At 60.5% G+C, this 24,412-nt stretch carries 17 protein-coding genes and 1 tRNA gene; 8 read left to right on the top strand and 10 right to left on the bottom strand.

Annotation, left to right across the window (positions count from 1 at the left end; genetic code table 11):
• Positions 1-77: 77 nt before the first annotated feature.
• On the bottom strand, positions 78-314 hold the full coding sequence (locus tag KMAL_RS11875) for a DUF3297 family protein (RefSeq protein WP_110095912.1): 237 nt from the start codon (positions 312-314) through the stop codon (positions 78-80).
• Positions 315-568: 254 nt separating this feature from the next.
• Here KMAL_RS11875 and KMAL_RS11870 point away from each other — a divergent pair, with 254 nt between their 5' ends.
• The 5 genes from KMAL_RS11870 to KMAL_RS11850 all read left to right on the top strand — a co-directional run bounded on the left by KMAL_RS11870 (position 569) and on the right by KMAL_RS11850 (position 5,854).
• A complete protein-coding gene (locus tag KMAL_RS11870) occupies positions 569-1,849 on the top strand; it encodes a multidrug effflux MFS transporter (RefSeq protein ID WP_110095921.1) in 1,281 nt (426 codons plus the stop codon).
• A 239-nt stretch (positions 1,850-2,088) separates the two neighbouring features.
• Positions 2,089-2,874 carry an MlaE family ABC transporter permease gene (locus KMAL_RS11865; RefSeq protein WP_110095911.1) on the top strand — a complete coding sequence of 262 codons (786 nt, stop codon included), beginning with the start codon at positions 2,089-2,091 and terminating at the stop codon, positions 2,872-2,874.
• On the top strand, positions 2,871-3,662 hold the full coding sequence (locus KMAL_RS11860) for an ABC transporter ATP-binding protein (protein WP_110095910.1): 792 nt from the start codon (positions 2,871-2,873) through the stop codon (positions 3,660-3,662). The genes KMAL_RS11865 and KMAL_RS11860 overlap by 4 nt, the downstream gene beginning before the upstream one ends.
• A gap of 187 nt (positions 3,663-3,849) precedes the next feature.
• The gene (gene radA / locus KMAL_RS11855; RefSeq protein WP_110095909.1) at positions 3,850-5,244 is read left to right on the top strand and encodes a DNA repair protein RadA; all 1,395 of its coding nucleotides are present in this window, start codon (positions 3,850-3,852) and stop codon (positions 5,242-5,244) included.
• A 43-nt stretch (positions 5,245-5,287) separates the two neighbouring features.
• On the top strand, positions 5,288-5,854 hold the full coding sequence (locus KMAL_RS11850; RefSeq protein ID WP_110095920.1) for an IMPACT family protein: 567 nt from the start codon (positions 5,288-5,290) through the stop codon (positions 5,852-5,854).
• A gap of 78 nt (positions 5,855-5,932) precedes the next feature.
• Here KMAL_RS11850 and KMAL_RS11845 read toward each other — a convergent pair whose 3' ends face one another.
• Positions 5,933-7,456, bottom strand: coding sequence for a replicative DNA helicase (locus KMAL_RS11845; RefSeq protein WP_180999813.1), 1,524 nt, complete (start codon positions 7,454-7,456; stop codon positions 5,933-5,935).
• A 54-nt stretch (positions 7,457-7,510) separates the two neighbouring features.
• The gene (gene gmk / locus KMAL_RS11840; RefSeq protein ID WP_110095908.1) at positions 7,511-8,170 is read right to left on the bottom strand and encodes a guanylate kinase; all 660 of its coding nucleotides are present in this window, start codon (positions 8,168-8,170) and stop codon (positions 7,511-7,513) included.
• Positions 8,171-8,346: 176 nt separating this feature from the next.
• Here gmk and KMAL_RS11835 point away from each other — a divergent pair, with 176 nt between their 5' ends.
• Together KMAL_RS11835 and KMAL_RS11830 are read left to right on the top strand one after the other, a co-directional pair.
• Positions 8,347-11,646: an efflux RND transporter permease subunit gene (locus tag KMAL_RS11835; RefSeq protein ID WP_110095907.1), complete on the top strand. Its 3,300-nt coding sequence runs from the start codon at positions 8,347-8,349 to the stop codon at positions 11,644-11,646.
• A gap of 57 nt (positions 11,647-11,703) precedes the next feature.
• A tRNA-Arg gene (locus tag KMAL_RS11830) sits at positions 11,704-11,780 on the top strand.
• 571 nt (positions 11,781-12,351) lie between these two features.
• Here the strand turns inward: KMAL_RS11830 and KMAL_RS11825 are convergent.
• From KMAL_RS11825 to rfbB, 5 genes are all read right to left on the bottom strand, one after another.
• Entirely contained in the window at positions 12,352-12,975 is a 624-nt protein-coding gene (locus KMAL_RS11825; RefSeq protein ID WP_110095906.1) for a hypothetical protein, read from the bottom strand.
• Between the two features lie 97 nt (positions 12,976-13,072).
• Positions 13,073-15,400 (bottom strand): glycosyltransferase, encoded by a 2,328-nt coding sequence (locus tag KMAL_RS11820; RefSeq protein ID WP_167400151.1) that lies wholly within the window; start codon positions 15,398-15,400, stop codon positions 13,073-13,075.
• Between the two features lie 626 nt (positions 15,401-16,026).
• Positions 16,027-16,929 carry a dTDP-4-dehydrorhamnose reductase gene (rfbD, locus tag KMAL_RS11815; protein ID WP_110095904.1) on the bottom strand — a complete coding sequence of 301 codons (903 nt, stop codon included), beginning with the start codon at positions 16,927-16,929 and terminating at the stop codon, positions 16,027-16,029.
• Positions 16,929-17,480 (bottom strand): dTDP-4-dehydrorhamnose 3,5-epimerase, encoded by a 552-nt coding sequence (gene rfbC, locus KMAL_RS11810; protein WP_110095918.1) that lies wholly within the window; start codon positions 17,478-17,480, stop codon positions 16,929-16,931. The genes rfbD and rfbC overlap by 1 nt, the downstream gene beginning before the upstream one ends.
• A 112-nt stretch (positions 17,481-17,592) precedes the next feature.
• On the bottom strand, positions 17,593-18,666 hold the full coding sequence (gene rfbB / locus KMAL_RS11805) for a dTDP-glucose 4,6-dehydratase (protein ID WP_110095903.1): 1,074 nt from the start codon (positions 18,664-18,666) through the stop codon (positions 17,593-17,595).
• An 883-nt stretch (positions 18,667-19,549) separates the two neighbouring features.
• On the opposite strand from rfbB, the gene KMAL_RS11800 reads away from it, so the two are divergent.
• Positions 19,550-21,607: a hypothetical protein gene (locus KMAL_RS11800; RefSeq protein WP_146044212.1), complete on the top strand. Its 2,058-nt coding sequence runs from the start codon at positions 19,550-19,552 to the stop codon at positions 21,605-21,607.
• Between the two features lie 133 nt (positions 21,608-21,740).
• Here KMAL_RS11800 and KMAL_RS11795 read toward each other — a convergent pair whose 3' ends face one another.
• Positions 21,741-22,673, bottom strand: a complete 933-nt coding sequence (locus tag KMAL_RS11795; protein WP_110095901.1) for a GDP-mannose 4,6-dehydratase — start codon at positions 22,671-22,673, stop codon at positions 21,741-21,743.
• 14 nt (positions 22,674-22,687) lie between these two features.
• Positions 22,688-23,671 (bottom strand): GDP-mannose 4,6-dehydratase, encoded by a 984-nt coding sequence (gmd, locus tag KMAL_RS11790; protein ID WP_110095900.1) that lies wholly within the window; start codon positions 23,669-23,671, stop codon positions 22,688-22,690.
• Between the last annotated feature and the right edge of the window lie 741 nt (positions 23,672-24,412).

Genomic DNA, 24,412 nt, shown 5'->3' with positions numbered 1-24,412 from the left:
GCAGGGATCGTGATCCCTGCCGGGTCCGGGCAGCGCCCGGATATCACCCGCGCGAAACTGCCTTCGCGGGAGGGAATTCAGTCCTTGATCCAGACCTCGACCGGGCCACGCACCAGCATGGTCATCGGGTTGCCATGGCGATCCATGCTCTTGCCGACGGCAAGACGGACCCAGCCTTCGCTGATGCAGTATTCTTCGACATTGTTCTTCTCGACACCCTTGAAGCGGACGCCGATGCCGCGTTCAAGCAGGGCTTCGTTGTAAAACGGGCTGGAGGGATTGGCGGACAGGCGATCGGGAACGGTCTCGGTCATGTGCGCTCTCTTTCAGTGTGCAGAAAATCCAAGTGTGCCTGACATAGCGGCTTCGCCCCGGTAATCCAAGCAGCGGATGGGGCCATGGCGGACATGCATGCAGCGCCCCTCCGTCATGTCGCGCAGGGGGACATGACGTGCATGAAAACATGGACAAACACCCCCGAAACCACGGATATGAAAACCCCGAAATTCCCCGTCGCGCCGACCGTCACATTTCCCGTGCCGCCCGCCCTGCCCAGAGCCACGTTCCCATGTCCAGTGCCGCCCCCACCACGTCCGCCCGTCCCGCGTCCCCTGCCCTGCCGCCCCTCATGCCGATGTGGATGATCGGGCTTCTGGGCCTGCTGACCGCGATCGGTCCACTGTCGACCGACATGTACCTGCCGGCCTTTCCCGTGCTGGACCAGGAACTGGCCGGGGGGCGCAACGGGGCCAGCCAGATCACGCTGGCCGCATGGTTCGCGGGGCTTGCGGTGGGACAGTTCAGCATGGGGCCGCTATCGGACCGGCTGGGACGGCGGATTCCCCTGATCGGGGGGCTGGCGGTATTCACGCTGGCCTCCATCGGGTGTGCCTGCGCCACGACGCTGGACCTGTTCTGCCTGTGCCGTTTCATTGCGGCGCTTGGCGGGTCCTCCTGTTCTGTCGTGCCGCGCGCCATCGTGCGTGATGTCGCGACAGGACGGCAGGGGGCGAAGATCATGTCGCAACTGACGCTGGTGTTCGGCCTGATGCCCATCCTTGCCCCCTCGTTGGGCAGCCTTGTGCTGTCGGTCGGGCACTGGCGGTGGATTTTCTGGATCGCGGTCCTCTATTCCGCGCTGGCGCTGGTGGCGGTGGCGGCCGCGATGCCCGACACCATGCCGCGTGCACGGCGCATCCCGCTGTCGGCATCGGGCATCGCCTCGCGCTACATGGGGCTGGTGCGTGAGCCGGTCTTCATGTCCAGCGCGCTCATCACCAGCTTTTCGTCGTTCGTGATGTTCGCCTACCTTACGGCCTCGCCCATCCTGTTTGAAAAGCTGCTGCACTTCACGCCGCTGCAGTTCGGGATGTTCTTCGGCATCAACGCGGCGTTCTTCATCGCCGGGGCGCAGGTCAACGGGTGGCTGGTGCATCACCATTCCCTGACGCGGCTGCTCAACATCGGCATCGTGGTGTGCCTGTGCACCAGTGCGCTGTGCCTTGCGCTGTCACTGTCGGGCTTTGCCGGGCCGCAGCATCCGGCGGTGATCTGCCTGCTGATCATGGGGATTACCGGCACGCTGGGCTTCATCGGTCCCAATGCGATGGTGCTGGCCTTTACCCACCATGGCCATCAGGCGGGCAGCGCCTCGGCGCTGATGGGCACGATCCAGTTCTCGCTCGCGGCGCTGAGCGGCTTCATACTGGGGCATGTGACGTTCCACACGCCGGTACCGCTGGCGGTGACAATCATGGTGGGCGTGGTGGCCATGACGGCGTGCAATGTGTGGCGGCACATATGTGACAAAAAAGTATCACATGCGTCCCTTTCTGGCACTTCCGCTTGACACCGGTCGGTCGCTTTTTCCATCCTTTGGGGCGAAGCCGCATGACGTGTGTGCTTCATGGACGTTTCCTCCCTAAACTCTGGCGGCGTCTCGCGACGCCGCCTCTTTTTGGTCCGCTCCCGCCGGGCCATGCGGCTTCACGCGGTTTGGCTTTGACGCCATGACCATCCCGCGCTACGGCAGGAAGATGTCCGCTTTCCTCTCCCGCTCCGTGCCGCTGCCCCATCCGGAGCGCGCGCATGGATAAGATCCTCGATTTCATCGCAGGCATCGGCCGCACGCTGCTCGACATGGTCCGCATGGCAGGGCAGGTGACGCTGTTCGGACTGCTGGCGGTCTCACACCTTGTGCGGCCGCCCTTCTACTGGCGGACGTTCTGGGGTTCGCTGGTGGAGATCGGGTATTTCTCCCTCCCCGTCGTGGCGCTGACGGCGCTGTTTTCGGGGGGGGTCATCGCGCTGCAATCCTATACCGGGTTCGCGCAGTACCATGCGCAGAGCGCGATCGCGGGCATCGTCATCCTTGCGGTGACGCGTGAACTCGGGCCGGTGCTGGCGGGCCTGATGGTGGCGGGGCGCGTGGGGGCCGCGATGTCGGCGGAAATCGGCACGATGCGGGTGACCAACCAGATCGACGCGCTCAGCACGCTTTCGACCAACCCGATCAAATACCTTGTCACGCCGCGTCTGCTGGCCGGGACGCTGGCGCTGCCGTTCCTGGTCATCATCGCCGATATCCTTGGCGTCATGGGGGGCTTCATCGTCTGTGTCATGAAGCTCAACTTCGTGCCGCAGGCCTATATTTCCGCCACCATTTCGTCATTCAAGATGATGGATGTCACGGTGGGTCTGGCGAAGGCGGCGATCTTCGGTTTCCTGATCGCACTGATGGGCTGCTACCATGGCTATCACAGCCGAGGCGGGGCCGAGGGCGTGGGCGCCGCCACGACGGCGGCGGTTGTCGCAGCGTCGATCCTGCTGCTGACCTTCGATTACCTGCTGACGGATGTGTTCTTCTCACAATGACCGGACCGACACCGAAAATCCGCATCCGCGGCCTGTGCAAGTCCTTCGGCCCGAAGGTGGTACTCAACGGGGTGGACCTCGATGTGATGGAGGGCACGTCCTTCGTCATCATCGGCGGGTCGGGCACGGGCAAGTCGGTGCTGCTGCGCTGCATCCTCGGGCTGGTGACGCCGGATGCGGGCACGATCGAGATCGACGGCGTGGATGTCACCGCCCTGTCGCCGCGCCATCGTGAGCCGTATATGGAAAAGATCGGCATGCTGTTCCAGAACGCTGCCCTGTTCGACAGCCTGACGGTATGGGAAAATGTGTCGTTTGGCCTGATGGCGGCGGGACGGCAGCACAAACATAAGATCAGCCGTGCGGATGCAAAGAAACGCGCGGGCGAACTGCTTGAACAGGTGGGGATGGACCCGGCTGTGGGCGCTCTGTCCCCTGCCGAACTGTCGGGCGGCATGCAAAAGCGCGTGGGCCTTGCGCGCGCGATCGCGGCACGGCCGGAAATCCTGTTCTTTGACGAGCCGACCACCGGCCTTGATCCCATCATGGGGGCGGTGATTGACGGGCTGATCGTCGATTGCGTGCGCAAACTGGGATCGACCGCGATTGCGATCACCCATGACATGGCCTCCGCCCAGCGGATCGGCGACCAGGCGGCGATGCTGTATGAGGGAAAGCTGATCTGGCAGGGACCGGCGACATCGCTGCTTGACAGTGGCAACCCGATTGTCGACCAGTTCACCCACGGCCGCCGCGAGGGACCGATCAAGGTGGATGTCCGCGTCTGAGAGACTGTCTGGAAAACGACAAAAGTTTTTGGGTGTTGCCTTTTGATCGAAAAAGGCGACGTCTTTGAAGCTTTTTGCAAAAAGCTTCACCAAAAACTTTTATGATTTCAGGATATTGTCGGCCTGATCTTTTCAGACAATCCCTGAACGACAGATCTGCCGCCTTTTCACAAGCTGAGGAACCAAGATGGCCCGCCGTCCCGCCAACCGCTTCGTCTGCCAGTCCTGTGGCGCGGTCTTCCCGAAATGGTCGGGCCGGTGTGACGCATGCGGTGCATGGAACAGCATCGTGGAGGAAACGGTTGAACCCACGGCGGGCGGTGCCGTCGCCCCCCGCCGCAGCCGGGGCAAGCGCATCGAACTGGTCGGGCTGGACGGTGACACGCCGCCACCCGAACGGATCGAGACACGGATCAGCGAACTCGACCGCGTGCTGGGCGGCGGCATGGTCCCGGCCTCCGTCGTGCTGGTGGGCGGTGATCCGGGCATCGGCAAATCGACCCTGCTGCTGCAGGGGGCCTGCGCGCTGGCAGGGATGGGGCGCAGGGTGATGTATATCTCCGGCGAAGAGGCGGTGGACCAGATCCGCCTGCGTGCCCGCCGCCTGGGGCTGGACACGCCGGGGCTGGAACTGGCGGCGGCGATCAATGTCGCGGACATCACGGCAACGCTGGAGGGCGAGCGCGACGTGGCGCTGGTGGTCATCGATTCCATCCAGACGATGTGGATGGAAACGGTCGAAAGCGCGCCGGGCACCGTAAGCCAGGTCCGTTCCTCCGCGTTCGAACTGATCCGTCTGGCCAAGCAGCGCGGCTTCTGCCTGATGCTGGTCGGCCATGTGACCAAGGAAGGCGCGCTGGCGGGTCCGCGCGTGCTGGAACACATGGTCGATGCGGTGATGTATTTCGAGGGTGATCGCGGGCACCAGTTCCGCATCCTGCGCGCGGCGAAGAACCGCTTTGGCGCAACGGACGAAATCGGCGTCTTTGCCATGACCGATCAGGGACTGGTGGAGGTGCCCAACCCGTCCGCCCTGTTCCTTGCCGAACGGCGCGGGCATATCGCGGGGTCTGCGGTCTTCGCCGGGATGGAGGGCACGCGCCCCGTCCTGCTGGAGGTGCAGGCCCTGCTGTCGCCCAAGGCAGGCGATGGTGCACCGCGTCGCGCCGTGGTGGGGTGGGAGACGGCGCGGCTGAACATGCTGCTTGCGGTGCTGGAATCGCGCTGCGGGATGAAGCTGAACGCGATGGATGTGCACCTGAACATCGCAGGCGGACTGCGGGTGATGGAACCCGCCGCCGACCTTGCGGTAGCGGCGGCACTGGTTTCCGCCGCGACGGGACAGCCAACGCATGCGGGTGCTGTCTATTTCGGCGAAGTCGGCCTGTCGGGGGAAGTGCGTCAGGTCTCGCTGGCCGATACGCGCCTGAAGGAGGCGCACAAGCTGGGGTTCGAAAGCGCCTACCTGCCGCGTCGCATCGCGCGTGGCAACCGCCGTCCCAGCGCGCCCGAGGGCATGCAGTTGCATGAGATCGGCCACCTTGGCGATCTGGTCAGCCTGTTCGCCACGGAGGGGGAGTGACCCCGGCGTGAGCGAGACGCCCCTGATCCTGACGCAGCAGGTCATGCTGGAACGCGAAGTCCGCAAGAGCCTGTTTCTGGCACAGGCGGCCCCCGTTTCCTCAGCCGAGGCCGCGATGGCGTTCATTGCCGATGTCAGCGATCCCGACGCCACGCACAACTGCTGGGCCTATCGCATCGGGCAGGCCTATCGCAGCGACGATGACGGCGAACCCGGCGGCACGGCGGGGCGGCCCATCCTGCAGGTGATCGAGGGACAGGGATTCGACCATACAGTGGTCGTGGTCACGCGCTGGTTCGGCGGGATCAAGCTGGGCGCGGGTGGGCTGGTCCGTGCCTATGGCGGAACGGCGGCGGAATGTCTGCGCACCGCGCCGTCACGGCCCATCGTGCCGATGGTGGGACTGACCTTCCATTGCGGCTTTTCCGACCACGCCCTGATCCGCGCCCGCCTGCTGGCGATGGACGCCATGATTGATGAGGAGACATTCGGCGCGGATGGGGTCGACCTGCGCATCACCCTGCCGCAGGCACGTGAAGAGGAAGTCCGCGCGCGCATCACCGACATCACGCGCGGGCAGGCCGTAATCCGGGTGGTGGAAGAAAGCTGACAAAAGTTCCCGGGTGCCGCCTTCTGATCGAAAAAGGCGGCATCTTTCAAAGCTTTTTAAAAAAGTTCTTTGAACCCATCACCCGTCATGGACCATGTCGAGGTCCGCGAACCGCGTGAATTCCCCTTCGAAGAACAGATGCACTGTCCCGGTGGGACCATGACGCTGCTTTTCAAGGATCAGTTCCGCGCGGTTATGGGCAAGGTCCATCTTGCGCTGCCATTCCTCCAGCGCGGTCTGGTACTTGTCCTGTGAATCGAAGGACGTTTCCTTGGGCTGGCGCTGCTGCAGGTAATACTGGTCGCGATAGACGAACATGACCGCATCGGCGTCCTGCTCGATGGAGCCGGATTCACGCAGGTCCGACAGCATCGGGCGCTTGTCCTCGCGGCTTTCGACCTGGCGCGACAGCTGCGACAGCGCGATGACCGGCACCGACAGTTCCTTCGCCAGCGCCTTGAGCCCCTGCGTGATCATGGAGATTTCCAGCACGCGGTTTTCCGGGCGCGTGCCGACCGACGGACGCATCAACTGAAGGTAGTCAACCACCACAAGGCTCAGCCCCTTGGTGCGTGCCAGACGCCGGCAGCGCGTGCGCATGGCCGAAAGCGAAATGGCGGGCGTGTCGTCGATATGCAGCGGCAGTTGGGACAGTTCGCGGCTGACCTGCACGAAGCGGTCGAACTCCTTCTGCCCGATCTCGCCACGACGTATGCGTTCACCCGATACGCTGGCCTGCTCGGACAGGATACGGGTGGCCAGCTGCTCCGCCGACATTTCAAGCGAGAAGATCGCAACCGATCCCTTGGGCTGTGTGCCCGGCGGTCCTTCCTGCGCCTCACGCATCAGGGCGCGCGCGGCGCTGAAGGCGATCTTGGTCGCCAGCGCCGTCTTGCCCATCGCCGGACGCCCGGCAAGGATCAGCAGGTCAGAGGGATGCAGGCCACCCGTCTTCTTGTCGAGGTCACGCAGGCCGGTGGTCAGGCCGACCACGTCGCCCGCGCGGGTAAAGGCCTGCTCCGCCACGTCGAGCGCCTCGGCCAGCGCCTTGTCGAAGGCGAGGAAGCCGCCATCCTGCCCCTTTTCGGTGGCAAGGCGGAACAGCGCTTCCTCCCCGGCCGCGATCTGGTCCACGCCGGTCATGCCGGTGGTGGAGCCGAACGCGGTGTTGACGACATCCTCGCCAATGTCGATCAGCTGGCGGCGCACCCATGCGTCATGGATGGCGCGGCCGTAATCGGCAGCGTTGATGATGCCGACCATGGCACCGGCCAGTTTCAGCAGGTAGCCCGTGCCACCCACGGCGGACAGCACGTCGGAATTCTCGAACTCCGCGCGGAGTGTCACCGGGTCGGCCAGCAGCCCGGCCTCGATCCGCCGGGAAATGGCATCGTAGATGACGCCGTTCACCTCGTTGGCGAAATGGGCGCCGGTCAGGAAGTCCGAGACCCGGTCATAGGCGCGGTTGTTCGTCAGGATCGCGCCCAGCAGCGCCTGTTCCGCCTGCAGGTTGGCGGGGGGGGTGCGCTGGGAAATCCCGATCAGGGAACCAGAGGCGCGGGACTCGTCGGGGGAGGGATTGATCGTATTCACGGGGTCCATTCTATCCGACATCGCGGCAGAGCAGGAGGGGAACAGACAGGCAAAATGATGACATCAGACCCCGAAGCTGGTGACAAGGTCGGCGAGGCCATACTGCCGGTGGCGTTCCAGCCGGGCCGCCACCAGAACCGCGCGCGCCTGTGCTATGGCGGTGTCGAGGTCGGCATTGACGATCACATGGTCGAATTCGTTCCAGTGCGAAATCTCGTCACGGGCGGCCTGCATGCGGCGTTCGATCTCCTCCTTCTCGTCAGAGCCGCGGCCATGCAGGCGCCGCTCCAGCTCCTCGATGGAGGGGGGCAGCACGAACAGGCCGATCACGTCATCAGGCAGCGCCTTGCGGATCTGGCGATGCCCCTGCCAGTCGATGTCGAACACCATGTCGCGTCCCTCCGCCAATGCCTGTTCCACCGGCGCGCGCGGCGTGCCATAGCCCCGGCCGAAAACGGTCGCCCATTCCAGAAGTTCGCCCGCTTCGGCCATTTGCGTGAAACGTTCCATGGTGCGAAAGTGATAATGGACACCATCCGTCTCACCCGGACGGGGCTGGCGGGTGGTGACGGACACGGAATGCAGCAACTGGGGTTCGGATGCACGCAACGCATTGGCAATGGTGGATTTCCCGGCCCCCGATGGGGCGGAGATGACAAGGCATACCCCACGACGCGGCACCGGGGGACAGGAGGATGGCACAGGCGCGCGCGTCGTGGTCATTGGCTTGAATCCTTGCTCAGTGGTCCATGGTCCGGTCCGGCGGGGCGCCGGGTTTTCGATGTTTTATCAGGCGAAGAGTATTCTGCGAATATGAAACCCACCCCCATGCGACGCGGGACAGGCCTGCTGCCGCCCGGCGCTGCCGCTGATCATTCCAGCTACAGAACGGACGCTGCATGAACCTGTGCCGCGTCTTCATCCTGCGCCCGGTGGCCACGACGCTGGTGTCGCTGGCGCTGCTGCTGGCGGGGATCTTCGCCTACCGCATCCTGCCGGTGGGGGACCTTCCGAACATTTCCGTCCCCATCATCTATGTGGAGGCGACACAGCCCGGAGCCTCCCCGCAGCAGATGGCAAGTTCGGTCACGACGCCGCTGGAGCGCAGGCTGGGCCAGATTGCAGGCATCAACCAGATCGAGTCGGATTCCAACCAGGATTCCGCCTTCATCCTGCTGACCTTCAATGACGGGGTGAATGTCGATGCGGCCGCCAACGACGTGGAGGCCGCCCTGCGGGCCGCGCGCGCGGACATGCCCGCCACCCTGCGGTCGCAGCCCGAATACTGGAAGGCGAACCCGTCGGACAACCCGATCATCATCCTTGCGCTGACATCGGACACGCAGCCGGTCTCGCGCCTGTATGACATCGCCAAGACGCGCCTGCAGCCGCTGCTGTCACAGATCCAGGGCGTGGGCTGGATCGACATCGTCGGCAGTTCCGCCCCCGCCGTGCGCGTGGACATCAATCCCTTCCCCCTGTTCAAATACGGGCTGGGGTTCGAGGACATCCGCTCCGCCCTTGCCTCCGCCAATGCCAACACGCCCAAGGGCTTCATCCAGAACGGGCCGACGCGCTACACGCTGGCCACCAATGACCAGGCGCGCGATGCAGCGCAGTACCGCAACCTCGTCATCGGCTATCGCAGCGGGCGGCCGGTGCGCCTGTCGGATGTGGCCAAGGTGCATGACGGGGTGGAAAACGACCACAAGGTGGGCTTCTTCAACGGCCATCCCGCCGTCATGGCCATCGTGCGGCCCAAGGCCGGGGCCAACGTCATCCGGGTGATCGACCAGATCAAGGAACGCGTTCCCACACTGCGCGCGGCCCTGCCGCAGGGCATCACGCTGACGCCCGCAATGGACCGTTCGGTGACGATCCGCGCCTCGCTGGCCGATACGCAATGGACGCTGGTCATTTCCGTGGCCCTTGTGGTGCTGGTGGTTCTGTTCTTCCTGCGCTCGCCGCGCTCCACCCTCATCCCGGCGATCACGGTGCCCATCTCGCTCGCGGGGACGCTGGCGGTGATGTACCTGTTCGGCTTCTCGCTCGATATCCTGTCGCTGATGGCGCTGACGATTGCGACCGGGTTTGTGGTGGATGACGCGATCGTCGTGCTGGAGAACATCGCGCGCCACATGGAGGCCGGGATGGGCCGCATGGAGGCCACCCTGCTGGGATCGCGCGAAATCGCCTTCACCGTGCTGTCGATCACCATCTCGCTGGTTGCGGTGTTCCTGCCGCTGCTGCTGATGAACGGCACGGCGGGTAAGGTGTTTTTCGAGTTTTCCATGACACTGGCGATCACGGTCGTCGTCTCGCTGTTCCTCTCGCTCAGCCTGACGCCGATGATGTGCAGCCTGATGCTGGAGGTCAGCCACGATACTCCCCTGCCGCCAACCGCGCCCCTGTGGCAGCGTGGGATACGGGCCTGTTCGGACGGATTTGAACACCTGTTTTCCATGGTGCTGCGGGTGTATGAGCGCTCGCTCGAATGGGCGCTGCGCCATCATGTGCTGACGGCGCTGACGCTTCCGGCGAGTTTCTTCCTCATGATCGGCGTGCTGGTCATCATGCCCAAGGGCATCCTGCCCAAGGAAGACGTCGCCCTGATCATGAGCTTTTTCCGCACCGACCAGACCACGTCTTTTCCGGTCCTGACCGACAAGATCCGCCAGATCAGCCAGGCCATGATGGCGGACCAGGACACGCAGGATGTCCTTGCCTTCTCCGGCGATTCCAATGTCGAGGGGCAGGCCTTCGCGCAGATGATCGACCTGACTGAACGCCGCGATGGCCCGGACCAGATGATCGCGCGCATCCACGACCGCATCCGCAACGTGACGGGGCTGGACCTGTCGATGTTTTCCGCAGGCGACATCAGCGGCGGCGGCGGCCGGCAGAAGGAAGGGGCCTACCGCTATATCCTGACCAGCGACAATGCCGATGACATCTACACCTGGGTGCCACGCCTGACGGCGACACTGCGCGATGACCCGGTGCTCAAGGACGTGACCACCGATGTCATGAACAATGGCGCGGCCGTGCATGCCAACATCGTGCGTGACGCCGCCGCGCGTTACCTGATTACACCGCAACTGGTCAGCAACACGCTTTATGATGCGTTCGGGCAGCGTTCGGCCTCCAACATCTCCACGCCGCTGACGACCTACCATGTCGTCATGCAGGTGGAGGACCGGTTCCGCACCACGCCGGACATCCTGTCGGCCTTCCGCCTGTCCACGGCGGGTGGCACGGCAGGGGGCGGGACGGTGTCCAACACGGTGCGCGTCACCGACCCGAGCGGCACCGCCAGCAAGGAAACGCAACTGAGCGAACAGTCCTTCCGCAACTCCATCGCCAACAAACTCGCGGGGGGTAACGGGGCGTCGAACGGCTCGGCCGTGTCGTCAAGCAGCGAGACGATGGTCCCGCTCTCGGTTGTGGCGAAGCTGGAGCGCCATCCTACCGCGATCACGGTGTCCCACCGCGACGGGTTCGTCTCCGCCGCGATTTCCTTCAACCTCGCCCCCGGCAAGGCGCTGAGCGATGCGAGTGATGAGATCCGCACGACCATGGTCAGGCTGCATATGCCCGCCTCCATCCAAGGCGGGTTTTCGGGACAGGCGGCCGAGTTCCAGAAGGCCCTCGTCAACGAGGTGCTGATCTTCATCGCGGCGCTGATGACGATGTACGTCACGCTGGGCATCCTGTATGAAAGCTACATCCATCCGCTGACGATCCTGTCCACCCTGCCGTCGGCGGCCGTGGGGGCGGTGCTGGCGCTGTGGCTGACGGGGCAGGAGTTCTCCCTGATCGCGATGATCGGCATGATCCTGCTGGTGGGGATCGTGAAGAAGAACGCCATCCTGATGGTGGATTTCGCCCTGCATGCCGAACGCGATGGCGGCATGCTGCCCGAAGCCGCCATCCGGGAGGCCTGCGTCAAACGCTTCCGCCCCATCGTCATGACCACACTGGCGGCGGCGTTCGGGGCGGTCCCGCTGATCATCAGCGACGGCTATGGCATCGAACTGCGCCGTCCGCTGGGCATCGCGGTAGTGGGGGGGCTGGCGATGAGCCAGCTACTGACGCTCTACACCACGCCGGTCATCTATATCTACCTTGACCGGCTGCGGGCGTGGAGCAAACGCATGGTCCGGCGGCTCCGGCAAAAAAATAATCCGATCAAGGCATAAAAATGAAAAAAGGGGGTTGCGGCCCCGGTGAGGTCGGGTTAAAAGCCGCCTCACAGCGCACCCGTAGCTCAACTGGATAGAGCACCAGACTACGAATCTGGGGGTTAGAGGTTCGAGTCCTTTCGGGTGCGCCACTTTCCTTAAAAACTTATCCATCTGATGATCCTGCAGGGTCTGGACATGAACCGGCCCGGTTACTGGCGTGATGCCGGTATATGCCATGCCAATGCGGTCACATGTCCCTGCCCGCTGCTGGCAGGACAAGGAGCGGACTGCAGGCTGTATGGGGATCCCTGCCCGCCAGTCTCTGACTGGCCTGTGCGGGCATTGGCACCGCCATCAGGCCTCTGGCACAACAGTCATGTGTGAAATGGTGATACTGCCGCCCACCGTGATGTCCCATGCAGGCGCCACAGACTGGCCCTTGATGCAGGAGCCTGATTCCGGCCGGGATGCCGTATCGGACAAAGATGGACCTGATGGCCAACACCCGGTGGCATGAGGACATGCGCCCGGACTGGCTTGTGCCGTCCGATACGATGGGGAAAGCCCTTTTGAAAAGCAGGGGGCCACGTGGGGCCTTCAGGGGCGTGGCATCACGCCTCACCCCGCCCTGCCGCCCGGACCGGGCAGCGGGGCTGGGTCGAGAATGCTCAGGGCAGTAGCGGAACCGCAGGCTTTGGGAACATCACCTGCGGATCATGATCAGGAACGCAGATGGCGCAGGTGTTCCACATGCTGTTGCAGTTCACCATTGCCGGGATCAAGCTTGAGCGCCTGCGCATAAGCCGCAAATGCCGCGTCATGAAGGCCCTGTTCCTTAAGCACATGCCCATACTGGACAAGGATGCGCGGACGATTGAGATATCTTTTCAGCATATCCGCGTAATACTTTTCCGCCTTGGCCCATTTCTTTTTCCTGGCGGCCTTGCGGGCAAGGAAAAGCTGCCTCTTGTCGGCCAATTTTTCGAACGTGCCAACAATCGGCTGCGGATTCTCGGCCTTTCCGAAAAGGATCCTGAATTTCAGGGGAACATCCGTACGGTTTTCCAGCTTCATCACGTTCTCTTTCAGCTTGAGCAGTTCCTCACGCTCTGCCCGCGCCGTTTCAAGTTCTTCCGCATATCCATCGTATTTTTTCAGCTTGAGCAATTCCCGCCGCTCCACGCTCGCCGCTTCCAGTTCTTCAGCATATCGATCACAGATCATCTGCGTCTTGCGCAGACTTTTACGCAGGCTCTGGATCATGTTCTCCTTGAACTTCAGATTGTGACGCTCCTCCTCCAGATTCTTCTGAAGGGAGGCAATCTCATCATCCTTGAGAGTCATTCTATCCTGTCCATTCCCGGCTACTGTGTTGGCGGCGTTGCGCGCCCTGTCGAGGGTCCTGCCCCGCCCCTGACGCGCAGGGGCGGCAACATTTCCATTATTCCTGGCCATATGTCGTCACCCCCAGAGTCTTGAGGCGTGCCAGCTGGCGCGTCCTTATGACATCGACATTGAAATGCGTGTCAATCATCTTCTTGGCTGCCGCCCCCTTGCGGGCCGCGGCCTCCGGGTCTGAAACGATTTCGTGCATGATCCAGGTGGCATGGACAACATCCGGGTCCGCCCAGCGCTGGCCTTCCGCCATCGGGTATTCACCAGCCTTGACAGGGACATAACGGAAATTGACGGGATATCCGGTATTCTCGTCCAGCAGGTCGGTCGTGGCGGAATAGTCGGTTGCAATGACGGGTTTACCCAGCGCCATGCCCTCCGCCACCAGGAAGCCCAGCCCCTCGCAACGATGCAGCGAGACCACGCAGTCGCATGCCGCCATCAGTTCCAGCGTTTCCTGACGGCTCAGGACGCCATCAAGCAGGATGATGTCGGGATCTTCCTCGACCAACTGGTACAGCGCCTCTGCCTTGCCTTTGGCAAAGGAGGCATTCAGGGTCTTGATGACAAGCGCGACATGCCTGTCCTTGCCAATCAGGCGGCGACATTCCTTGAAGGCCGCGACAACGGCTTCGGGGTTCTTACGCTCGATGAAAGACAGGAAGTCAAACGAAGTATAGAACAGGAAGCTGTCTTCCGGCAGGCAGAATTTCTCCCTGACCCCGGTCGTATCGGGCGCTTCAAGGGCGAGGGGAACCGGCATGTAGATAACAGGCTTGTCCACCCGTCCCGCCAGCATGCGCTGCACCCATTTGCTCATCGCCCAGAGTTCATCCACCCCGTCGAACGAACCGACCCAGGCATCGGGAAACTTTTCCAGTTCCCATGCCGGCATGCCGATACGATAGCCGGGCTTCATCTGCGGCTTTACGGACTCAAGGACAATTGGCAGTTGGTCGGCGTTGATGCTTGCGAAAATCTGGACCCGGCCATCGATCTTCTTCGACAGGTGGGCATCAAGGCTCTCTTCGGAACGGTCCGATACGACACCAAGGGCGACATCGAACCCATCCACCTCAAGCGGACTGTCGACAAGGGACGAAAGCACATGTCGCGCCACCATGCCGACGCCACTGATGGTCTTGAGGTAGCCCACCACCGTTACATCGCTACGGGACCATGACTCTTCGGGCACATGGGACAGGGCGGGGGGACGGTTGCCAAGGCGCTGCGCGACCGGTTCGATCAGGCGCAGGTCGATCCCCTGTTCGCGTGCGAAATGATTGACATACCAATCCGTCATGACCCACGCATCATGGGCCCGACGCAGGTCGAGATGCTGTCTCAGGTTGGGGAAATGCTCCCGCAGCCATGCCTGGAAATTCGATATGATGGTGCACGGGTTTTCCCGATTGGTATCCGGCGCCGCCTGCTGAAGATAGGCTTCGTATGTCGTGAACGGATCGGTCGGCCAGTCGGGGGTCGTTTCACGAAACATCCTGCGCGCCAGCATCGGGACCTGCGCGCCTGATGCAAACCGGCCATAGGCAAACGTACCGGCCGGGATCGTTCCGAAACCGGCCCCCCACATCTGGTTGGCGTAATGGTTGAGCAATGCCGCCAGCGCGGGTTCGTGCGGTGCGCGGAAATTGCGCGAATGCTTCGTCAGGGCACCGGGTTTGCGGATATCGAAACCACTGAAATGAAAGAAGATGAGCGGCAGGCCATTCGCGGTCCATTTCCCGTCATCCCCGTCATATCCCAACTCGGTATGGCCAAGGTTCCAGTATGCCAGATTCAGCCCGGGATGACGCAGGATCCTGCAGTTGTCCGCAAAACCTGGGATCAGGTCCATGAATTTCTGGTCAACGAAAATGCCCTTGTCCTGCGCATTGATGCAATGCCGGTAAAGGCGACGCTGCCACCAGTGGATCAGGGGCAGGCTTTCCAGTGGGCGGGAGGCACCAAGGAAGCCGAGATTGTAAATACCCGCCCGCATGATCGCGATGTCGTCGGGATCGCTCCCACCTTCCGCCGGTTCACGCAGATGCGGGGTCAGGACGAACGAGGCCCCCGTGTCGAATGCGTTGATAATGGGGTCCAGCGGGGCGAAGAGCAGGATGTCCGGGTCAAAGTAAATGACCCGATCGAACCCCATCTTTTCAAACAGGTATCCAAACATGAACGGCTTTATGGCCGTATTGAATTCCATGATGTCATAAGAAAAGGCAAAGTTCTTGAAACCCGGGATTCCGATTTCATCCGCCGCGACCACTTCGAAGGGGCCGTCATACAGGCCCGGCATGGGGTCGCGGGTATCCGCCAGTCCGACAAAAAGGCTGAAATCCGGATGGAACCTGGCCAGCGACTTCATCAGCACACGTGCGCCCGGCAGGTAATTATTCGAGCATATCGTAAAAACTGCCGTGCGCGGCTGCCTGGTAGCGGCATCAGAAACAGCAGAGACGGATCTGGAAGCTTGCAGGTTCATAAGGGTCTCGAGGTTGGATTATTTTATGTTGTATGATTTTAATATCTTTAACGATATAGATTTTTTTCGCAACCACAAGACAGATTAAATCATCAGTTTTTCATAATACGCTATAATGACGCACCATTCCTTATTTGGTGGTTGAGCACTACAGTTGCATTTTATGCCAATTCAATCAGCATAATGCCCCCACATATACTCTATAAATAATGCCGGAACCCATGTTTCCTGACCTGCGCAGGTCCACGCCCAGGTTGGTAAAGCACTGGTTTCAGGGCATTTTCATGATGATGAAATATAGGCGGACGACATGCCAACCTCAGGTTTTGTCATGATCAGGACTGGATTTATTCAATCCTCCCGCATCACCAGGATCGGGAAGCGGGAAGCAGGCCCAGCCAGACGACCGCTTCCCTCCGGCAACCGGTGCCATGGAACCATGTTCTTTTAATACTATGGAAAATCAGGCCCACACACTTCCGGGTGTGGAACAGCCATCCATACTACCTTTACGATACCGTGGGGCCGAGGATCTCTGTCACGGTGCGCGCAACGCTCTGCCGCCATTCCGGAAGCCGGATGCCAAAAACTGTGGACAGCCTGTCACACGCCAGGCGGGAGTCCGCTGGCCGTTCGGCAGGCGTGGGCCAGTCAGCAGTCGTGATGGACAGGATTTCAGGCATGGGACGCCCGTGCCGGGCGGCTTCGTGTAAAGTAACGCGCGCCAGTTCATGCCACGTCGCATCCCCCGTGCCTGCGGCATGATAGATCCCGGCCATATCTTCCGACCAGTCCCGGCTTTCCAGACAGGCGACGATCTTCAGGATCGCGTCGGCCAGGTCGGTGGCGGATGTCGGGTTGCCATGCTGGTCGCCCACAACCCGCAGCGTCGGGTGCTTTTCACCAGCATTCAACATGGTTTTTACGAAGTTCTTCCCGTGCGCGGAATAGACCCATGCCGTCCGCAGGATGATCGCACGCGCATGCGCGGCCAGGACGGCTTCCTCTCCCTCACGCTTCGTACGGCCATATACGGTCCGCGGGCAGGTCGGGTCACTTTCCACATAGGGACTGCCCTTGCGGCCATCGAACACATAATCGGTCGAGATATGGACCAGCGGGATGTCGCGCTGCGCGCACAGTCGGGCCAGCAGGGCCGGACCATCGCGATTGGCGCGGGTGGCGGCCTCGACATGGTCTTCTGCGGCATCCACGGCGGTCCATGCCGCCGCGTTGACAACCATTACCGGGTTGATCGCTTCCATCGCGGCCGTGACGGTCTCCGGCCGGTCAAAATCGAGGTCCGGCCGCCCCACGCAGCGGATACGCGGATTACCTGACCTGGCCAGGGCGGTCGCGACCTGTCCGCTACGCCCCACCACCATGATCGGGCCATCCTTTGGCAGGCGCATCAGAACCAGTCCTTCACGACCGAAAATGCCGGGGCCGCCGCATCCTTGTCCGACAGGACGGCTTCATCCGCCGCAACCGGCCATGTGATCCCGAGTTCGGGGGAATCCCAGCGCACGGAACGCTCCGTTTCACGGTGCCAGACATCCGTGCATTTATACTGCACCTCCGCATTGTCGGTGAGGGTGCAGAACCCGTGCAGGAACCCGGCGGGGATCCACAGCTGCGACCAGTTCTCCTCCGACAGTTCCGCTGCCACCCATTTGCCGAACGTGGGCGAACCCTGCCGTGCGTCAACCGCGACATCCCAGATGGCGCCCCGCGTGCAACGCACCAGCTTGCCCTGCGGATGGGGCGCCAACTGGCAATGCAGGCCACGCACCACACCGCGCCGCCGCGACAGGCTCTGGTTATCCTGCACGAAGACCGCGTCGATACCGGCCTCTGCCATGCGGGGCGCATTGTAGGTTTCGGAGAAAAAGCCCCGGTCATCGCCGAAACGTGGGGGGGTAATCAGGACGATATCGGGGATATCAAGCCGTTCAATCTTCACGCAATCACTCCTCTGGCAGGCATGCAGGCCCCTTCCCCGCGCCGCGTTCCGGCCGGCCACCATGCCGCCGGGGCACGGGCAGGAACGGGCGTCGGGAAAGGCCGGATGCCCTTCATGCCGCATTACCTATTTTCGACGTGGTGCCCAGGCGCTCTCCCGCATACTGCCGGTTGCGGATTTCCTCCCACCACTCACGGTGTTGCAGATACCAGCGGACCGTGCTGCGGATTCCGGCGTCGAAATCATGGCGGGCCTTCCACCCCAGTGCGGCCTCGGCATGGGATGGGTCGATTTCATAACGGAAATCATGCCCCGGCCGATCGGTCACGTAATGGATCAGCCGTTCACGCGAACCGGCAGGATCGGGGCATTCTTCATCAAGAACGCGGCAGATCGTGCGCACAACGTCGATATTGCGGCGGGGTTGCCGGGCACCGATGGCATAGGTTTCCCCCGGACGGCCGCGTTCGACGGCAAGGACAAGCGCTTCGGCATGGTCATCCACAAACAGCCAGTCGCGGACATTCGTGCCGTTGCCATAGACCGGCAGGGGCCGTCCTTCGATCGCATTGATCGTGACCAGCGGGATCAGCTTCTCCGGGAAATGCCAGAAACCGTAATTGTTGGTTGTATTCGTGACGAATGTCGGCAGGCCATAGGTATGCTGCCATGCCCGCACCAGATGGTCGGACGCGGCCTTGGTCGCCGAATAGGGGCTGCGCGGATCGTAGGGGGTCGTCTCCGTAAAGGCGGGATCGCCCGGCTGGAGGGAACCGAACACCTCGTCCGTGGAAATATGATGGAAGCGGAATGCCTCGCGCCTGTGTGCATCCAGCGTCGACCAGTACTGCCGCGCCGCATCAAGCAGCGTGAATGTCCCTTCCACATTGGTGCGCACGAATGTCACTGGCCGGTCGATCGACCGGTCAACATGGCTTTCCGCCGCAAGGTGCATGACCGCGTCGGGCCGGTGGGTGGCGAAGATGTCCCGCATGGCGGCACCATCGGTAATGTCCGCGCGGATATGGACATATCGTGGGTCAGATGACACGGACGCCGTGGAGGCCGTGGTCGCGGCATAGGTCATGCAGTCAACATTCACCACTGAATGGCCTGTAGCGCCTATCAGACGGCGCACGACCGCTGATCCAATGAACCCGCATCCGCCTGTCAGAAGAATTTTCATGCTGTCATCTGCCACATGTATGTTAATATATTCAGTAAGGCATCGAATGGATTACACACCTATTCCACCAAGGGCAATTGGCCGATCCCGTCCGTTCGCCCGCAACAAGCCGATACAGACCGTTTCCCCTGATGACATAACGTAAACATACGTTACGGTCCGCTGCGGAACATGCCAAAAAAATATTGAAACATCTCAGTACTTTAATGAAGTTTCTTGGGGAAATGCGGCTCTCCCGTCCCTCCCTGAAAATTTCTGACGGCCAGAAAGCCACGCAATCCAAAAAAACATGCGGTGCAGTGTCCCGGCCTCCCCGCAAAACCAGACAAGACGGTCGAGAGAAAGAGACCCATCGCCCTGAATGTCACGACATCACGCGCCGGACAGGTCGAAAAGAGGCCCTCTTCCATGCGGTTCTGGTAAAATGCGTAATCCAGCCTATCCCGGCACGCAGCACCTGCGACACGCGGATTGGATATCGCCGCCGATATGACCGGAAAACCCGGTCTTTACCCCCGGATTGCAGGATTTTCCCTGTATGGCTGCCAGCGGCAGCATCTGGGCCATACTCCTCACGATCGGTATGTGGCCCACAAGGGGATATATTAAATCCAGATTTATGTATTTTTATTTATGTAATTCAATCATATTTTCCGATTATTATTACAGATCACTTTCATATTTATTTTTTAGGAAAATGGAGGAAATATTTCCTCCCTGCTGCTCCGACAAGAAAATCGTTGTCATATCTTCCGGGCAACCCACGTTCATCCATTATCGTTACCGGGTATCGGGAGATGTCCCAAACCCTTGAAACCACCACACAAACGGAGCATCATCCCAATATCGCATCTTCTGCCATGCCATAATAATGATATTTCAGATGAAATTACTTTATTTTTTACTTCTGGCCCTTATGTTGCCTCCCCACCTGTCATCGGCACAGACGGTCGGGTCGGCAGAGATGCATGTGCCGGACAATGCCGCCCTGCATGCCCTGCCTGCTTCGGCACAGCATGTGGTACGCGATCATTTCGCCAATGCGGGAGATGCCCCGCCCCTTGCCTATACCGCCAGCAATTCCCCCTGCAGCCTGAATAACGGTGCAGGTGACGGGGGCGCGCAGGTCCCAAGCCGTGATGGCAGATGCTGGATTGCGCAATTTGGCACGATGGGCGCGGATATCCGTGAATGGGGCATTGTCATGGATGGCGTGACAAGCGCCGATGTGGCGCTGAACCACGCGGCGGCCTGGGCACGGGCCAATCATTCGGGCCTCCTTGTCCCCGGCGGCAAGATCGCCATTACCGGCGCGCAGACAGTTGCCCTGGACCGCATGTCCCTGACCTGCACTGCCGGGTCGGTGGATGCCAACGCCAATGGGGATTCCTATGGCGCGCAGGGAAGCACCTTCTTCATCACCTCCACCACCGTGCAGCCTTTTACACTCCAGAACGGGGTGCGCATCCGCGACTGCAACTTCTACTGGCCCAATCAGAACGGACTCAACGCCACGCCCATTGCCTATCCGCCGCTTTTTACCGAACCGCGAGGACAGCAGATGGTCAATGTGGACCTCCTGAACCTGCGGGTTGTCAATGCCTATGACTTCCTTTCAAACACGCTGGTGGATGATGTTCTGGGCAATATCCATCTGACCAATACCTATGGATATGCCGTCCGCTACTGGTTCGACCTTGCGAATATCCCCGAAGTCATCACGGTTTCCGGTTCGAACATTGATATCAACCTCTTCCAGTTCGCAGGGTTGTACAACCACAAGAACCTAGGCAAATGGACAGGTGAACACGGGGCATTCCTTCATGTATCCGGCAACGGAAACGGCAGCACGAGACACAGCAAGACCGAAGTACTGGGCCTGCTCGTCTCCGACAGCCTGGTATTCGGATACCGTTACGGCGTGCTGGTTGAAGGAACGGGTGTCTTCAGCGAGAGTGATCTCAATCTGATATGGGACGCCGTGCCCACTGTCCTGAAGATGAATGATGGCGCATGTGTCGTCAGTGACCGTATCACCGGCAAATACTATTCTTATAAGTTCCTAGGGGATCGATCCGATCATTATCCGGTATTCGACCTTGGCGCGCCCTCCAGCGACTGTGCGGGGAATGTGGATATCAGCGGTCAGCTTGAACAGGTGCAGGGTGATTTCGTCAACGTGACCGGAAAAAACTGGAACGAAATCGCGGTCACGAATGTCACCGGCCCCGGATATTATGGATTGAGCAGCACGAACCTGCCTTATTACTGGCTGAAGACAGAAGATACGCCCAATCTCAGGCTGACATTAATCGGAAATACCCTCCAGACTGTCCACATGGATGCCAACCACAGGGGCATCTTTGTTCCCTCCGCATTGACCACCACCCTTGTCGGGAACACTTTTTCCAACCTTTACAATCCCATAGATGTCAGCGGAAATTCTGGTGCCATTACTGTCACGGGAAATGTTTCCACCAATTCCTCCAGTCCTTTTTCCATGACGGGTAATTACGGAACCAATATCGTTGCCACGGCAAACAGGTTTGACAAGGTAAACCCTGATATTGACGGCCTGCTCCGGCTTGACGGCACGACCCTCCATACACGGGCACCGGAAATCGGTTCATGCAGCGGGCTTGGGTCGGGCCAATGCACCCTGCGGGAAGGTAGCACGAGTTTCAGTGGCATGATCGCCCTGCAACCGGCAGAAGCGGCAAAGTCCACAGGAACGGTCACACTGACATTCCCGCATCCAGCGGCGCATTTCTGGGCATGCACAGCCAATCCAGAAAACAGCGCCCCCCAGTCCGGATGGACTGACGCCAACCTGACGATCAGCGCGATCGACACCACACATGCCGGGTTCAACTGGTCCAACAGATCCAGGCTGGCCAATACCCAGCGTTACATGATCGTCTATACCTGCATCGCCAACTGAAGGAACCGGAGGCTGTAGAAGCCTGCTGTCAAAGAACAGCCTGCATGAAGATTTTTCAAACAGGTTCCGACGCCCCCCATTTTTGAGCATGGGGACGCCGGATATTACCGGAACAGCTGTCTTGGGCCGTCCCTTACTGTTTCCGTGAGAGTTCGGGGTCCTGATCGAAACGCCGATGCCAGTCCGTCAGGATGTCACGCAGGGTCTGGGACCACGGAATGACCGGTTCCCATTTCAATACCTGCCGCGCCGCATCTGCCCTGCCGTTCGCAGCAGGAATATCCACTGCACGAAACCGCTCCGGGTCAACGACGATTTCTGCCTTTATTCCCTCGATACCGATCAGGTCTTCCAGTATTGATTTTATGGAACGCGGGTTGCCGGAACACAGATTGAAGATGCTCCCGCTTTCCAGGTTCCCATTCATCGCAACCGCATCAAGATACGCATCACATACGTCCCTGACATCCAGGAAATCACGCACAGCATTCAGGTTACCGACCCGGATGACCGGGGACTGCAATCCGCGCGATATCCTGACAACCTGCTCGGCAAAGCTGGAAACGACAAAGTTTGGCGTCTGGCCCGGCCCCGTATGGTTGAAGGGACGCATCCGCGCGACACGCAGCCCCTCAGGCGCCAATGCCCCAAGCGCAAGGTCGGCCGCAGCTTTCGTCGCGGCATAGGTGTTCATGGGCGCCAGCACGCCCCCTTCATCAAGGGGAACGCCCGATGCGAAGCTCTTTCCGTAAACTTCGGAAGTGGAGGCAAAGATGAACAGGCACTCCGGCGCATGCCGCAACAGGGCATTTCCCACATGCAACGTGCCATGCAGGTTTACCCGCCACGCATGTGCCGGATCGCGGCGTGCCGTCCCGATTGCGGAAACGGCCGCCAGATGGACACAGATGTCAGGGCGATGCTGCTGCACCGCCTGATCAACTGCCTCCGCATTCGTGATATCCCCGATATTGGGAAGGACTTCAGCCGTGGGAAACCGCTTTTGAAGGCGCGCCTGAAAATGCCGGCCGACAAAACCATTCTGGCCCGTAATCAGAACGCGCATCCGTCAGATTCCGATCAAGCCTGTTTCTCATTGCGATGACGCGCCAGATCAGCCTCGATCATTTCAGCGACCATTTCTTCAAGGGTCACGGTCGGCGCCCAGTTCAGCTTCTTGCGCGCCTTGCTGGCATCGCCAAGCAGGACCTCGACCTCGGCGGGACGGAACAGGTCGGAACTCGTCACCACATGGTCTTCGTAATTCAGCCCGGCATAGGAAAATGCGATCTTGCAGAAATCACGGATACTGGTGGTGCGCCCCGTCGCGATCACATAATCGTCGGGCTTTTCCTGCTGCAGCATCAGGTACATCGCATTGACATAATCCGGCGCATAGCCCCAGTCGCGGGTTGCGTCCAGATTGCCCAACTGCAGCTTCGACGCCAGTCCCAGCTTGATGCGGGCGACACCGTCCGTCACCTTGCGCGTCACGAATTCGATCCCGCGCAGGGGGCTTTCATGATTGAACAGGATACCAGACGATGCGTGGATGCCGAAGCTCTCACGATAGTTCACCGTCATCCAGTGCGCATACAGCTTGGCCACCGCATAGGGGGAACGCGGATAGAAAGGCGTCTTTTCGGACTGCATCGGCTCCTGGATCAGGCCATACATTTCCGAGGAGGACGCCTGGTAGAAACGCGCGTCCTTCTTGACGATGCGCACGGCCTCAAGGATGTTGGTGGTGCCCATCCCTGTGACATTGCCCGTCAGGATGGGCTGCTGCCATGAAGAACCGACAAAACTCTGCGCGGCGAGGTTGTAGACCTCGTCCGGCTTGATGGTCTCGACGATCCGGATCAGTGAGGAGAGGTCGGTGATGTTGCCATCAACCAGTTCAACCTCATCGCGGATACCCAGCCAGCGCAGACGCTCCCCGACGACATCGGCCGAGGCGGAGCGACGTAACAGTCCGACAACGCGATAGCCCTTCTGAAGCAGGAGCTTGCTGAGGTACGCACCGTCCTGGCCTGTAATTCCTGTGATCAAAGCTGTGGGCATGCTATGGGTTCTTATTCTCTCAATATTTATCCGAATGCCGTCATCACACTTCAACGGCCGCTCTATTCCGCTACCCCTGATCTTTCCGATGCGTCAAGTCAGTTGGAACCGCCCCCACTCATACTCCCCTAAAAAATTATTTTCCATAGGTTTGCGGGACGGCACCCCGGCAGGCGGCCGGGCCGGGCATTTTCCACACCATTCCTGCACGGGAAATGCCGCCGGCAACCATGGAGGAATGAAGTAACGCCCTGTTATCAATTCAAGAATAAAGAAAGGAAACAATCAGGACCTATACTGCAGGCGCACCAGCCATCATCGAGGATATGTGCTGACGCCTATATGAATAGGCCTGCATGAAACGGGGATGGTTCCGGCATGCTGAAAACCTTACGCACCGGGCAGGACCCATGACACGGGAAATCTTTTCTTTATTGCGTGTTCCATCGGCACGTAAAACCTTTGCCCCGGATACAAGATATCCATGACATGCCGGCATAATTACCATACAAGATCGCCTTCCCCCTGCGATATGCGTCAGGAAGAAGACATGACCCCGCTTTCAGGCAGAAGTCGCACCAGATGACGCAGTGGTACCTAAAGCACGCGGAACATGGAGGGATCGAAGAACCCTTGATTGATGTGCTTGGCCGGTAATTTCTGGGTTTTGGCGATTTGATTGACGGTTTTTGCGATGGCGTCCAGTCTGCGTTTTGAGCAGATTGGGAGTTGTCTCTCGCT

This window comes from Novacetimonas maltaceti (assembly GCF_002906255.1).
In the GTDB taxonomy this organism is placed as follows: domain Bacteria; phylum Pseudomonadota; class Alphaproteobacteria; order Acetobacterales; family Acetobacteraceae; genus Novacetimonas; species Novacetimonas maltaceti.
Note: the sequence above shows the minus strand (reverse complement) of the source record. Positions and strands in the feature narration are given on the sequence as shown.